This is a genomic window from Hymenobacter chitinivorans DSM 11115, assembly GCF_002797555.1.
GTDB classification, from domain to species: Bacteria; Bacteroidota; Bacteroidia; order Cytophagales; family Hymenobacteraceae; genus Hymenobacter; species Hymenobacter chitinivorans.
Window position 1 is genome coordinate 1,367,350 of the sequence record NZ_PGFA01000001.1, and the last position, 14,050, is coordinate 1,381,399.

The 14,050-nt window shown below is 62.8% G+C and carries 11 protein-coding genes and 1 riboswitch; of the genes, 5 read left to right on the forward strand and 6 right to left on the reverse strand.

Annotation, left to right across the window (positions count from 1 at the left end):
- The first annotated feature begins 56 nt into the window (after positions 1-56).
- Complete coding sequence (locus CLV45_RS05715; RefSeq protein ID WP_245882701.1) at positions 57-1,208, forward strand: DegT/DnrJ/EryC1/StrS family aminotransferase; 1,152 nt, start codon at positions 57-59, stop codon at positions 1,206-1,208.
- A 55-nt stretch (positions 1,209-1,263) separates the two neighbouring features.
- On the opposite strand, the gene CLV45_RS24830 is transcribed toward CLV45_RS05715, so the two are convergent.
- Positions 1,264-1,425, reverse strand: coding sequence for a hypothetical protein (locus tag CLV45_RS24830; RefSeq protein WP_157807314.1), 162 nt, complete (start codon positions 1,423-1,425; stop codon positions 1,264-1,266).
- A 234-nt stretch (positions 1,426-1,659) separates the two neighbouring features.
- On the opposite strand from CLV45_RS24830, the gene CLV45_RS05720 reads away from it, so the two are divergent.
- Entirely contained in the window at positions 1,660-2,688 is a 1,029-nt protein-coding gene (locus CLV45_RS05720) for a Gfo/Idh/MocA family protein (RefSeq protein ID WP_100335421.1), read from the forward strand.
- 108 nt (positions 2,689-2,796) lie between these two features.
- Here CLV45_RS05720 and CLV45_RS05725 read toward each other — a convergent pair whose 3' ends face one another.
- Together CLV45_RS05725 and CLV45_RS05730 are read right to left on the reverse strand one after the other, a co-directional pair.
- Complete coding sequence (locus CLV45_RS05725; RefSeq protein ID WP_100335422.1) at positions 2,797-4,407, reverse strand: alpha/beta hydrolase; 1,611 nt, start codon at positions 4,405-4,407, stop codon at positions 2,797-2,799.
- Positions 4,408-4,575: 168 nt separating this feature from the next.
- Positions 4,576-5,583, reverse strand: a complete 1,008-nt coding sequence (locus CLV45_RS05730) for a fasciclin domain-containing protein (RefSeq protein WP_100335423.1) — start codon at positions 5,581-5,583, stop codon at positions 4,576-4,578.
- A gap of 242 nt (positions 5,584-5,825) precedes the next feature.
- Between CLV45_RS05730 and CLV45_RS05735 the strand changes: the two genes are divergently transcribed.
- Together CLV45_RS05735 and CLV45_RS05740 are read left to right on the forward strand one after the other, a co-directional pair.
- Entirely contained in the window at positions 5,826-6,698 is an 873-nt protein-coding gene (locus CLV45_RS05735; protein WP_100335424.1) for a hypothetical protein, read from the forward strand.
- A gap of 109 nt (positions 6,699-6,807) precedes the next feature.
- Positions 6,808-7,533 carry an EcsC family protein gene (locus CLV45_RS05740; RefSeq protein ID WP_100335425.1) on the forward strand — a complete coding sequence of 242 codons (726 nt, stop codon included), beginning with the start codon at positions 6,808-6,810 and terminating at the stop codon, positions 7,531-7,533.
- Here the strand turns inward: CLV45_RS05740 and CLV45_RS05745 are convergent.
- Entirely contained in the window at positions 7,500-8,270 is a 771-nt protein-coding gene (locus CLV45_RS05745; RefSeq protein WP_100335426.1) for a TIGR02117 family protein, read from the reverse strand. The two genes, CLV45_RS05740 and CLV45_RS05745, sit on opposite strands and share 34 nt — an antisense overlap.
- Positions 8,271-8,801: 531 nt before the next feature.
- A riboswitch (SAM riboswitch) is annotated at positions 8,802-8,895 on the forward strand.
- A gap of 305 nt (positions 8,896-9,200) precedes the next feature.
- Here CLV45_RS05745 and CLV45_RS05750 point away from each other — a divergent pair.
- Positions 9,201-10,649 carry an amino acid permease gene (locus tag CLV45_RS05750; protein ID WP_100335427.1) on the forward strand — a complete coding sequence of 483 codons (1,449 nt, stop codon included), beginning with the start codon at positions 9,201-9,203 and terminating at the stop codon, positions 10,647-10,649.
- 434 nt (positions 10,650-11,083) lie between these two features.
- On the opposite strand, the gene CLV45_RS05755 is transcribed toward CLV45_RS05750, so the two are convergent.
- Positions 11,084-12,559, reverse strand: a complete 1,476-nt coding sequence (locus CLV45_RS05755) for an oligosaccharide flippase family protein (protein ID WP_170061816.1) — start codon at positions 12,557-12,559, stop codon at positions 11,084-11,086.
- Positions 12,560-12,690: 131 nt separating this feature from the next.
- Positions 12,691-14,049, reverse strand: a complete 1,359-nt coding sequence (locus CLV45_RS05760; RefSeq protein WP_100335429.1) for a DUF7033 domain-containing protein — start codon at positions 14,047-14,049, stop codon at positions 12,691-12,693.
- Between the last annotated feature and the right edge of the window lies 1 nt (position 14,050).

A 14,050-nucleotide genomic window follows, 5' to 3' on the forward strand; every position in this document is an offset into this window, starting at 1 on the left:
AGCCTGGTTTGATGGCAGGCTTTATCTTTGACCAGAACCCGCTTTTCCTTCCGCCGTTGCCGACGCCTACTGCCCCCATTCACCTGCTGGACTTAGCCGCCCAGCACGCTGCCATTCAACCCGAGCTAGACGCCGCCCTGCAGCAGGTACTCCGCCAAGCGGCCTTCATCCAGGGCCCGGCCGTGGGCGAATTTGCCCAGGAGCTGGGCGCCTACCTGGGTGGGGCCCAGGTAATTCCCTGCGGCAACGGCACCGACGCTCTGCAGCTGGCCCTGATGAGTCTGCGGCTGCCGGCCGGGGCCGAGGTCATTGTGCCCGCCTTCACCTACGTGGCTACCATGGAAGCCGTGGCCATTCTGGGGCTGCGGCCCGTGTGCGCCGACGTGCTGCCCGACACTTTCAACCTGGATCCGGCAGCCGTGGCGGCGGCCATTACGCCCCGCACCGGCGCCATCATTGCCGTCCACCTGTTCGGGCAGTGCGCCGACCTGACGGCCCTCACCGCGCTGGCCCGGCAGCACCAGCTGGCCTTGATTGAAGACAACGCCCAGGCCATTGGCGCCACCTGGCAGCTCACCGAAGGAAAGGCTGCATTTGCCGGCACGGTGGGCGAAGTAGGCACCACGTCGTTTTTTCCGTCGAAAAACCTGGGCGCACTCGGCGACGGGGGGGCGTTGTTTACCCGCGACGCAGCCCGGGCCACGTATTTGCGGCAGCTGGCCAACCACGGCCAAACCCGCAAGTATTACCACGAGCATATCGGGCTCAATTCCCGCCTCGACACCCTGCAGGCCGCCGTGCTGCAAGTCAAGCTCCGCCATCTGCCCGTTTGGACGGCGGCCCGTCAGCGCGGCGCGGCGCATTATGATGAGGCCCTGGGCGCCGTGCCGGGCGTGCAGCTACCGGTGCGGGACCCGCGCAGCACCCACGTGTTTCACCAGTATACCGTTACGGTAGAAGCCGGACAGCGCGACGCCCTGCAGGCGTTTCTGCGGGAGCAGGGCGTGCCCAGCGTGGTGTATTATCCGGTGCCCACGCACTTGCAGCCGGCGTATCAGTACCTGGGCTACCAGGCCGGGCAGTTTCCGGTGGCTGAAGCGCTGTGCCGCACGGTGCTGTCCTTGCCTATTCACCCCTCGCTCATGCCGGAGCAACAGGGTTACATTGCAGCGGCCGTACGAGCGTTTTTTGCCGGCCGTTCCTCCTGATGGCACTGGGGCCAGAGGCTGCCGCTGGGCATCGTCGCGCCCAGAGCCGATGGCTTTACTCGGCCGTAGCAGCGGCCCCGAGCGAGTACGTAAGGGCAAGAGCAGCCTGGCGGGGTGCCGGACTCGGAGTGTGGCGGCTAAACGCGTAGGCCCCACCCAGGCAAGCCAGGGCTAACAGCAGGAATTGTAGCAGCGCAAAAACGTGGCGGATAGGCATGAGTCAGGAGCAGAAAGCCGAAGTACCAGCGTGAGGCGCACTACTAAGGCGCTCCACGACTTTCCAAACTTATTTTCAGGCTGACTACCAAACAGGCCGGCTGGCTGAATGGCGGCGGCCGGATACTGAAAGCTCGGGTTTGCTGGCTGAGCAACTAGGCGGCCGAGCGAAGGATAGGGACTTTTTCGGGCTGGGCTAGCTGCCACGCGGTGCATTCCGCTACATTCGCAGTCTGTGAGTACTACTGCTGCTGCCCCCGTTCGTTTTGTTATCTGTGGAGTGGGTCATATTGGCCGCCGCCACGCTTCCTTCGTGCAAGCCCACTCTGCGGCCGAACTGGTGGCCCTGATTGACGCGCGGCCCGAGCTGCAGGAGCGGCTGAGCACCGAGTTTCCCGGCGTGCCCTTCTTTACCTCCCTCACCGACTACCTTGCCCAGGGCCCGCTGGCCGACGTGCTGACCGTGGCCACGCCCAACCACCTGCACGCGCCCCAGGCCATTGCCGGCCTGCGCCGCGGCCTGCACGTGGTGATTGAAAAGCCCATTGCCCTGCGCAAAGCCGACGCCGAAGACATTGTGCACACGGCCCTGCAAACCGGCCGGCTGGTATTTGGGGTCATGCAAAACCGGTACTCGCCACCCGCCTCCTGGCTCAAGCAAATCTACGAGCAGGGCCGGCTGGGGCAGATTTACCTGGTCCAGATCAACTGCTTCTGGAACCGCGACGCGCGCTACTACCAGGCCGGTGGCTGGAAGGGCACCCTGGCCCAGGATGGCGGCACGCTCTTCACCCAGTTCAGCCACTTCGTCGACTTGCTCTACTGGGTTTTCGGCGACATCACCAACATTTCGGCCCGCTTCCGCGACTTCAACCACCAGCAGGTCACCGAGTTTGAGGACAGTGGCCTGGTTACCTTCGATTTGGTGCGGGGTGGCAGCGGCACGTTGCAGTACAGCACCGCCGTGTGGGACCGGAACCTGGAAAGCTCCCTGACCGTGGTGGCCGAGCACGGCAGCCTGCGCATTGGGGGGCAGTACATGGACAAGGTGGAGTACTGCCACCTGCGCGACTACCAGCTGCCCGCGCTGCCGCCCACCAACCCCGCCAACGACTATGGTCCCTACCAGGGCAGCGCCGCCAACCACGTGCAGGTGATTGAAAACGTGGTGGATACCGTGCAAAAGCGGGGCTTTGCCACCACCAACGCCTTGGAAGGCCTGAAAGTGGTAGAAATTATCGAGCGTATTTACAGCCTGAAGTAGCCTGCCGCCCCGGCACGAAAAAGCTCCCGGCCCGGCGGCCGGCTGGTTCCACACGAGGAACGAGCTGGCCGCCGGGCCGGGAGCTTCGGAGGTAGACCGGACAGGTGCCTATTTGGCCACTTTAAGGTTGATCCAGTCGAGAATGGTTTGCTGCACCAGGGGCGAAAGTACGGGCTTGGGCTCCCCGCCCATCAGCGGCCATTCCGTTGCCGGGGGCTGAAACTGGTGGTTGATACCCGGCAAACGACGGGCTTCCACGAGCTTATTGCCCTTGCTTTTGAGGCCTTTCTCCAACAACGACAGGTTGTTGACGTTTACCTGGAGGTCATCCGTGCCGTGCAGCAGCAGCACCGGGCTCTTCACTTTGCCCAACTCCAGCTGCGGATCGAAATTAAGGTAGGAGCGGTACCAGCGGCTGATCAGCACGTTCGTGAGCGTCTGGATCTGGGGAGCATCCAGGCCGGGGTTCGACTGTGCCAGCATGTTAGCCACAATCGGCTGGGCCTGGGTGTTGTCCGTGGTTTGCTGAATAACGTCCAGCACCGCCCGCTGATTCTTGGCAATAGCCTCCTGCAGCTTCTTGCTTTCTTCGCGCTTGCGCATGTTGTGCTGAATTTCCAGGGTCTGGATTTGGGCCGAATTAGCTCCCTTGGCTCGCAGCTGCTTAATTTTCTGGTCGAGCAGCCACTGGTCGAGCAACTGCTTTTTTACCAGCGCGGCCTGGGCCGTATCCGCTTCGCCGGCCTTCAAAAAGCCCGCGGCCTGTTGGCTGAGTACATCCTTTCCCGCCACGCCCGAAGCGGCCAGCGTTACTACGAAGGCTGGGGGCAAGGGCTGAGCCGCGGCCAGCAGCGCTACGTTGCCACCTTCGCCGTGCCCGATCAGGCCCAGCTTCCCGAAGTCAATCAGGGGTCGGGTCCGCAGATAATTCAGGCTCAGCTGCGCATCCCGTACCAGGTCGGCGGTAGTTGCCGTCGTGTAGTCGCCCTGCGACTGGCCCACGCCCCGGTCGTCGAGGCGCAGAACGGCAACTCCGTGGCGGGCCATGAAGTCGGCCAGGGCGCCAAACATTTTGAATTCACCCTGCGTTGCGTCGCGGTCCTGGGGGCCCATGTCGCTGAGGAGCACCACACCCGGAAAAGGACCTTCCCCGGGCGGTACGCTCAGCGTGCCACTCAGCCGAATATTGTCCTGCGGGTTGGTAAAGGATACTTCTTCGACCCGGTAAGGCGGCGGAAACTTGAAGTTTTTCGACGGGCCCGATTTGGCCGAAAACACCAAGGTAAGCGGAGTCTGATACGTTTGGAGCTTCCAGAGGCCGACCAGCTGCTTGCCATCGGCCGAACGCAGGCTGGTGAAGCGGCACCCCAGCTCATCGGAGCTGAAGAGCAGCGTGTCGGCGCGCTGCTCCACGTTCAGAATAGCGTGACTGATGCGCTGGGCCGGCACGTCGAGCACGGCAAAATAGCCGCCGCCCGCCAGATCCGTAACCGTAATAACGACGGGTAAGCTGCCCCCGGGAACCGGCAGCTCGCCTTTCCACTGCCCATCCAGTACAATTTTGGGGGCCGCCGCCGCGGCTGCCGGGGAGGGAGCGGGTTGAGCGGCCGGAGCCGGCACCGCGGCCGGGGTTGGGGGTTGATCCTGGGCGTGGGCTCCGATCGAGAAAGCGAGCAGAAGGAGCCAGCTCCACAGCAAGCCGGCAAATTTGTTACTCATGTAAAAGAAGTAAGCAGGGACGGCACGCTCAGGAATGAAGCATAGCCCTAGTGACAATAGGAGAGCAGGCAGAGCAAGGAACTGGGAAACGGAACAGGCTGGCCTTCTGATCTATAGGGCTATACCTGTGAAATATAGCCGCAAAAGTAGGAATATTACTTCAGTTTATCACTTCGGCAGCAGAACTCGGTCGATGATGTGAACCACGCCGTTGGTGCAGAGGATATCGGGAATGGTCATGCTAGCCTGTGCGGTGCCGTTGCCCTCGCCCTGCACAGGCAGCAGGCCGCCGTTAAAGTCGCCGAAAAATAGGCTGCCGCCGCCCAGCGTAGGCAACGTGGCATTGGCGGGTAGTTCACTGGTAAACTGGGTGAATTGCCCGCCCTGGGAGCCGAGCACCACGTGGCCCAGCAGCACTTTGGTCAGGGTTTCCTTGGCGTTGGGTAGCTTTTCCAGGTCCTTGGGCTCGGTAAGCGTAATGCCAAACTGCTTGTAGAGGTCCTTGAAAGCCTGGTCGTTGGGGGCAAACACCGTAAGCTGGGGGCTGCCTTCCGACAGGGCCCCGGCCAAGCCGCAGTACACCACGGCGTAGACCAGGTACTGCAGGTCGGGCTTGACGAATACCTTACCCGTACTGACGGCCACGGCCGACTGCACTACGTCGGCGCCGGTGGCCAGCAGCACTTTGTCGATGACGTGGACCGTGCCGTTGGAGGCCTTCACGTCGGTGGCCACAATGCGGGAGCCATTCACGTAGCGGCTGCCGTTGCGGTTCACAATGCGGCGCACCGGCCCTAGGGCCGAGGCCGACGACGAACCAGCCTGCAGGGCGCTGCCCGCCAGGGTGCCACCCGTGACGTGGTAAAGCAGGGTGCTGGTCAGAAAGCTGGTTTGCAGGGCCTGCAAATCGGTGGCCTGCCGCAAACCCAGGCGGGCAAAGGCGGCGTTATTAGGTGCAAAAACGGTGTAATTGCCCTGGGGGTCCGCCGGGTTTTTATTGGACAATACCTCGACCACGCCCCCGCGAATGGCTGCGTCCTCGAGCACGCTGAAGTCGTCGTTGGCTACGGCAATGCCGGCAATGGAGGGGTCGGCCTCGGTGTTCTTGGAGCAGCCGGAGAAAGTGAGGGCCGTGGCAAAAAGCACGGCAGTAAGGGAGGGTAGAGAGTATTTCATGGGCAACAGCCGGCTGTAAAAGAGCGAGGATACGGGATTTGGTAGGGCATACAAACGAGCCGGCTCCGCCACTGGATTTCCCGGGTTGGGAATACCCTAAAAATAATTCCCGGGCTGGGAAATCCGGCGGCAAACCGGCCGCGTAAATTTGCGGCCTCCGGCAAGCTGAACAATATTGGCTTAGTATTGTTTTTCCGGGGCCGCGCACATCTTCCCGCCCCTTTTTGCCTTTTTCTGTCTGTATGCACAAAATCTACTCGTTTTCTCTTCTGCTCTCGGCCGCCCTGTTGTTCGGCTCCCAGGCGCAAGCCCAAAGCCTGGTCAGTGGCTTCATGGTGGGCAAGGGCCACGGCTCCGTTTCGTTTACCGGCACGGCCGAGCGTTATAAGAGCGTGTACCTGGTGCCCGAAACCGTGGGGGAGGTGCCGATTTTCCGGGAAATCAAGGTTTCCTCGGTGAGCGTGTACGCTAACTACGGTATCAGTGACAAAGTTGAAGCCGTGCTCAGCCTGCCGTACATCAAGTCGGAGGGGCAGGGCAACGGGCAGGGCTATACCAATAGCCGCAGCGGCCTGCAGGACATTTCGGGGTTGCTCAAGTTCAAGACCTACTCCACAACCGTCGGCAACAGCGTGCTGGATCTGCTGGGCGTGGTGGGCGTCACGACGCCGGCCAGCAACTACCAGTCGAACAAGGGCCTGGAGTACATCATTGCCATCGGCAACCGGGCCACCAAATTCAACACCCTGGGCATTGCCCACCTCAAAACGGCTTCGGGCGTATTCCTGACGGGGCAGGCCGGCTACAGCCTGCGCACCGGCCGGGTGCCCAACGCCTTTATTGCCGACGCCAAGGTGGGCTACGCCGGCCTGAAGTTCTACGGTGAGGCCTGGGCCTCGTTCCAGCAGTCGAGTAGCAAGGGCACCGACATCCTGCAGCCCGGCTTCGACTTGTACTTCCCCGCTACCCGCGTCAACTATGCCCGCATCGGGGCCAGCGTGTTCCGGCCCATTACGAAGGGCGTGGGCGTGGTGCTGGGTGCCAGCCAGTACGTGTCGGGCCGCAACCTGGGCCGGTCGACGGGCGTGTCGGTGGGCGTTTCTTATAACTACTAGTGCCGTAGCGCGAACTTTGGCTGCGCCGGCTTTCGGTTGTAGCTCGTGCACCAGAACGACTCTAACGGCGCGGAGGCGCGAACTACAAAGTTCGCGCTACCTTGGGGCCATGAGCACCTACGAAGAGCAGGCCAAGGAAGAACTACGGCAGTGGCAGCAGCGGATGCAGCGGGCCCCGTCGTACCTGAACCGCTTTGCCCGCCAAATCCAGATCCGGCTCAACAACCTGCTGCCCGAAAAGGTCCATCAGGCCATTACGGCGGCTATTAAGCAGATGGTGCGGGGCGTGCTGCTGGGCTCGCGCTACACGAGCCGCCGGCCAGTAGCCGAGGGCACGCTGCAGGCGCGCGAAGACGCCGTGCGCCGCCACCTGCAGTACTACCGCACCACGGCCGCCGCCGAAGGGGCCGTAACCGGGGCCGGCGGCATCCTGCTGGGCCTGGCCGACTTCCCCTTGCTGCTGGGCCTCAAGCTCAAGTTCTTGTTTGAAGTGGCGGCCCTTTACGGCTTCGATGCCCACGACTACACCGAGCGGCTGTACCTGCTGCACGTGTTTCAGCTGGCCTTTTCCAGCCAGCATAGCCGCAACGAGGTGTACCGCCGGGTGGCCGACTGGGCCGCTTACCGCCAGACCCTGCCCACCGACCCGCAGGCCTTCGACTGGCGCACGTTTCAGCAGGAATACCGCGACTATATCGACCTGGCCAAGCTGGCCCAGCTCGTGCCCGTCATTGGGGCGGCGGTGGGGGCGGTGGCCAATTACAAGCTCATGCAGCAGCTCAGCACCACGGCCATGAACTGCTACCGGCTGCGCCTGGGTCTGGCCGCCGCGTAGCTGTGCCAGGCCACCGACTTGGCCGCTTCCCGCACCACGTTGGGGCCTTTGCGGCGGTACTGGTAGAAGATACCCGAGTCGAAGGCGGTCCAGAAGCAGGCTTTCTGCCCGCTGGCCTTCAGGCCGTTATTCGCCCAGGTGTTGCAGGTGTAGAGGAAGCTGTAGGTACGCTGGGCCTCGTAGAAGGAGTCGTGCTGGCCGTAGCTGTGGCCCTGAATGTAGTAGGGGCGGCCCTGGGCGTCGTAGTCGAAGCTGGCCTTGATGTAGGCAATGAGCCGCTGGTACTCTTCTTGGCTGATGCGGATTTTGACGCAGCTCTCCGATTCCCGCATGGTGCGGTGGAAGGTGACGTGCATGGCCGAGGAGCTCAGGTGGAACATGGCCTTGAAGGCGGTGCTGGGCTTGAGCTCGGCCCAGGTGGGCGTGTCGAGGTAAAAGCCCTTGTCGCCCCAGCCGAAGCCCACGAACTGCGCCGACGCGTCGCGGGCCGGCGTGTTGTCGATGGGCACCAGCTCGGTCCAGTCGATGTAGCGGGTGCGCACCGGCGTCACGATGTCGGTGTGCACGCCGTTGGAAAGGATGTAGATGTCCACGTCTTCGGCCGGGTCCTGGTCCTGGGCGTTGACCGGAATGCGCGACAGGGCAAACGAGGAGGCGACGTAGAGGCCGGCAATGCCCACGAGGGAGCCAAGGGTGTAGCCGGTTACTTTCAGGGCGGTTTTTACTCCGGGGTGCATAGGGTGGGGAAGGGCCGGGCTGGGTTCTACGAGTGCCTAGCGGCCTACAAAGCCGTCGGCCACCCGGCCGGTAAGGAGAAGGGAGGAAGTTAAGCCGTCAGGGCAGGCCGCACGCCGGCGCCGAAGCCGTACCGACACCTACTGCTTTTACCTGCATTAGGTTGAGCTGGGCGCCAAGTGGACTGGACGGGCCGCAACCAGCCCGAGCGGCGTTGATGATGCAAAAAGAACGTTATGTCGAGCAAGGCGAGACATCTCGCGGGCACTAGTAACCGTCATGCTGAGCCTGCCGAAGCATCTCTACTGCAATGGTAATCCTATTTACTTTGGCGGTAGAGATGCTTCGGCTGCGCGTTGCTCCGCTCAGCATGACGTTCTATTCGCCAGGGCTCGTGCGCTGTTCCGCAGGACGTTCTTATGGCTTGCCAACCCATCATGACCGGCCCGTGGCGGCGAATTTACGGCCCCGGTTGCAAATCCGGCCCGGCCCGCGCTACCTTTGCGCCATCAATTCTTTTGCCCAAAGGATTGTTTTTATACAGAGGCGCTGAGAGACAGGCTCCGCGAAGCGCCGGCAACCCCCCGCCCCCTGGCGGAACGGTGCCAATTCCTGCCCATATAAAAACAAGTTGCCGTGGACCGCTTCCCCCGCCTGCCCGTTTGTGATTGTGCTGCCTGTGCCCGTTGTGGCCGTAGCCGGTATGGGCCGGTGTTGTTGCTGTTGCTAAAGCACCGGGCGCTGGCCCCTGCGGCCTAGATGCCGCCCGGCTCCCGCGTCTGCGGAGCCCTTTCCTCGTACTCTTTTCTATTTCCGGTTGCGGCCGGGCCCGGCGCCGTTGCGCGGGCCAGTCGTTGTTGCAGCAGCGCGTAGGCCGCAGCCGGAATCCTCTTCACTTCTGAGCCCGCCGCGGCGGGTTCCTACTACTTTGTATGCTTAAAAAATCACTGGAGCTGCTTCGCGCCGAAGCAGCCGAAACGGGGGCGGGTACGCTCAAGCGTAGTTTGGGCGGCTTTAGCCTCGTGGCCATCGGCATTGGCGTTATCATCGGGGCGGGTTTGTTCTCGCTCACTGGCATCGCGGCGGCCAACAACGCCGGTCCGGCCGTGACCTTGTCCTTCCTGGTGGCGGCCGTGGGCTGCGCCTTCTCGGCCTTGTGCTACGCCGAGTTTGCCTCCATGGTGCCCGTAGCCGGCTCGGCCTACACCTATTCCTACGCCACGATGGGGGAGCTCTTCGCCTGGATTATCGGCTGGGACCTGATTCTGGAGTACTCCGTCGGGGCGGCCACGGTGGCCATCAGCTGGTCGCAGTACCTGGTCAAGGTGCTCGACAAGTTCAACCTCCACATTCCGCCCCAGCTGGTGATGTCGCCCTTCGAAAAGGCCACCCTGGCCGATGGGGGCGTGGTGTCGGGGGTGGTCAACGTGCCGGCCATGCTCATCGTGCTGGCCATTACGGCCATTATCATCCGGGGCACCTCGGGCTCGGCGTGGTTCAACGCTTTGGTGGTCACGCTGAAGGTCGCCGTCGTGCTCGTGTTCATTGCCTTGGGCTGGCAATACATCGACCCTGCCAACTACCAGCCCTACATCCCCCAAAACACGGGCGTGTTCGGGGAGTTTGGCTGGAGCGGCATCCTGCGCGGGGCCGGGGTCGTGTTCTTCGTCTTCATCGGCTTCGATATCGTGGCCACGATGGCGCAGGAAACCAAGAATCCGCAGCGCAACATGCCCATCGGCATCATCGGGTCCTTGCTGGTGTGCACGGTGCTGTTCATTCTCTTCGGGCACGTGCTGACGGGCGTGGCCAACTACAAGGAGTTCAAGGACAGTGCCGCCCCGGTGGCCATTGCCATCGAGAAGACGCCCTACGGCTGGCTGTCCTCGGCCATCATCATTGCCATTCTCATTGGCTACACCTCGGTTATCCTCGTTGATTTGATGGGGCAGAGCCGGGTGTTCTTCTCCATGTCCAAGGACGGGCTGCTGCCGAAAGTGTTTGCCGAGGTGCACCCCACCTTCAGCACCCCGCACAAGTCCAACCTGCTGCTGGGCGTATTCATTAGCCTCTTTGCCGGCTTCGTGCCCATCTCCGTGGTAGGCGAGATGACCAGCATCGGCACCCTGCTGGCCTTCGTGATGGTGTGCCTGGGCGTGCTCATCATGCGCAAGAAGGAGCCCAACGCCCCGCGCGGCTTCCGCACGCCCTGGGTGCCGGTGGTGCCCATCCTAGGCATCCTAACCTGCGTGCTGATGATGGTTTCCCTGCCCCTGGATACCTGGCTGCGCCTCTTCGTGTGGCTGGCCATCGGACTAGCCATCTACTACGGCTACGGCAAGAAGCACAGCAAGCTGCGCCGGGAGCAAGGCGCGGCGTAAGGCCATGTTGAGGGGGTAAAAGCCTATCCGCACGCGTGCGGAACGCCTGTTAAGAGCTTGGGACGGCCTCCGCACGCGTGCGGAACGCTTGTCAAGGTCTTAGGATGCCTTCCGCACGCGTGCAAAATCATTGTTGAGGGCTTGGGAGGCTATCCGCACGCGTGCGGATAGCCTCCCAAGCCCTTTTTAGTGGCCCCGCACACGTGCGGGGTGCCTCCGAAGGTCTTGACAAGCGTTCTTCACGCGTGAAGGGTGCCTTCTAAGCACTTCGGAGCTACCATTCACGTGTGAAGAACAGGTAACCAGTCGTTGGGTGTAGAGACGCATATTTGCGTCTCATCGTTGAACGATGCGCAACGTGCTATTGAAGCTGTGAGATACAACATCATCAACGATTGAGACGCAAGTATGCGTCTCTACATTGTGCGGGAGGGCTAGCGGCGCAGCAGTTTCTTCAGCAAGGGCTGGGCTTCGGGCACCAGACCCAGCCCGAGCAAGGTGCCGCCGTAGAGCCCCGTGAGCAGGGAGCCCCGCAGCAGCATGGTGAGCAGCGGGGAGGGCAGGGCGGGCACGAGCCACACCAGCAGGCCCGAGCCGGCGGCCACGGCCAGCACCACCGGAATGCGCCAGGTGAAGGGCTGGAGCCGGTAGCTGTACCACACAAACCAGGTGCGGGCCGTGTTGATGGCCACAATGGCAAAGAGCGTAGCCAGGGCCGAGCCGGTAATACCCAGGCGCGGAATCAGCAGGCGGTTGAGCACTACCGTGATGCCGGCCAAGGACAGGTTGAAAATCAAGTCGAAGCGGTAGCGGGGCGAGGTCACCACAATCAGGCCGTTGACGCCGGTGATGCCGTCGTAGAGGCGGCCGGCCAGCAGCAGGAGCACGGCCGTGGTGCCGGTGGCGTACACCGGGTTCTTGATGAGGGAGTAAATGAAGTCCAGATTGAGCCCGATACCCAGGGCCAGGTAGCAGCCCAGGATGGTATTGAGCCGGGTCGTGTCGCGGTAGAAGTCGGCCATGCGGGGCAGGTCCTGGTCTTTCCAGTACTGGGCCAGCAGGGGGAAGGCAATCTTGTTGAGCGAGCGGGCGGGGATGGTCAGGGCCGTGCTGATGTTGTAGGCAATGCCATAGACGCCCGCCGCCGCCAGGCTAATCTGCGCCCCCACCATCCAGGAGTCGATAAAGCCCAGAATGCTACCCGAGAGGCTGGAAAGCAGGGCAAACGCCCCGAAGCGCACAATCTCGCCCACAGGCCGCACCCGCAACGCCGCCGTAGTCGGCCGCAGGTGCAGCTCCCCGATGAAAGCCAGGTAGCCAGTCAGCAGCAAGGCAATGGCCCCGTAGAGCCCAATGTAGCAAAGCACGAACTCGGGAAACGTGAGCAGGCCTTTCCCATACAACAGCGCCAGCCCGGCAATGAGCACGCGCAGGATAATGTCCTGCAGAAAGGATGAGAAGGCAGTGTGGTAGAGCCCTTTGAGGTAGGCATCCTGCAGGGAGTAGAGCAGGGTAAACAAGGCCAGCAAGGCGGCCCAGGCGTAGAACGGCTGGAGCAGGGCCACGTCGTCGGGGTCGTACTGGGCCAGAATTAGGGGCTTGCCAAGCAGGTACACGGCCGTAATGACCACGAAGCCCAGCAGCGGCACGCCCAGCAGGAAGGGCAGGAAGCCGTGGTGCCCCGCCTCGCGGTTGCGGAAGTAGGGAAAGAACCGAATCCCGACGCTGGCGAAGCCAAAGGCGGCAAACTGCGCGTACACCGTAGCAATGGAGACGAGCAGGGTGGTCAGGCCCAGCTGCGCGGGCGCCAGCAGGCGCGGCAGCACGAAGGCCGTATTCACAAAGCCCAGGGCCAGCCCAAAGTACGATATAACCGTGTTGCGCAGCCCCTGCCGCTGAACGATACCCAAGCTGTGAATGAGTGAGGTAGTGAATGAGTGAGTTGTGAGATGGTGAACTAGTGAGCTGGTGAACTGGTGAGTTCGATGTTCAGGCTGCGCGGGTATGCGCAAATAGAACGACAACTCACTCATTCACTACCTCACTCATTCACCATTTCTCCGCCGTTGACGAAGGCCACGGTGCGGCTGCGAAGGTAGTCCATGATGGCGTGGAACTGCTGCGGGCCGTTGTGCTGGTTGGCCGGGTCGAAGTTTTCGTTGTGCCAGAGCAGGGTAAAGACCCCGCCGAACCGCTCGATATCCTGGAGCATCGGCCGCAGGGCCGGCAGGATTTCGTCGGGGGCCAGGCGCAGGTAGTTGGGGTGGTGCAAGGTGGCATCCATCACCTGGAGCGGGATTTCGAGGAAGCGGTGGGCCTGCCCGGTGTGGAAGTCGAAGAGGTGAAAGGGGTGGCAGTAGGAGTTGCGGAAGCCGAAGTGCTCGGCAAAGCCCAGGGTCGTGTCGTAGGCAAAGCCCACGGCATCGAGCAGGGTGGGCGTCAGGCGGGGCTCCCAGCTCAGGTAGTGAAACCGGATGCCCCTCACCGGCTCCCGCGGCGCGCAGTGCTGCACCCGCTGGGCTTCCTGCCGCAGGTCAGCCTCGTGCGTCGCCCTGCCGATGCTGGCGTGCAGCCCCACCGCCGCCCCGTCGATGACCGGGGCCAGCTTCGCCCAGACTTTGGCTAGCTCGTAGTCGGCGTTGGGCGTGCCGTTGGCCCCGGGGCGGTGCGCGGGCAAAAAGAAAAACGTGCTTTGGGCCCCGTAGGAAGCTACTGCCGCTTGTACCTGGGCCAGGTTGTCCCAGGCGTCGGGCTTGGTAAGATGTTGCCAGACGTGCCGCCCAAAACCTAGCAGGTTGCCGGCGCGCAGGGCTGCCTTGGCCGGCTGTTTCCAGGCGCTGTAGAGGTTGTCGATGTCGTGGGTGACGAAGGCGGCCCAGCGGGCTTCCGCGGGCCACCGGCGGAGCTGGAGCTGTTGGCCCGAGGCGTGTTCCACGGCCGTTTTGAGCACGTCGAAGTAGTAGTTGACCACCGGCACCGTCACGAAATTGTAGCGGTGCTGCACGCTGGCCGCGTACGGGAAGCGGCCGTGCTGGTCCCGCTCCTCACCGTAAAACTCCTGCCAGCCGCTGAGCAAATAAAAGGCCGCGCTGATAACGTCGGCGTGGATGATGACGCGCTGGTCGGGGAGCAGCTCCAGCAGGGGCTTATCCGGGGCCGCGTCGAAGAAAAAGGGAATCGACTGGCCCAGCCACGGGCGGTAGTTGGGCGCCGGCGGGTAGGGTTGGGTGTGGGCGAAGAACTCTCCGCTGCCTGGCGCCACCTGCACCGCCGCGGACGAGCCGACGGAGCCAATTTCCACGGCGGGGACATCAGCATACGCCCGCCGGAAGTGCTCCAGCACGTAGCTCAGGCGGGTTTCGGCAGATACAGGGGCGGTAGTAGGCAGGGGGGGCAGCATG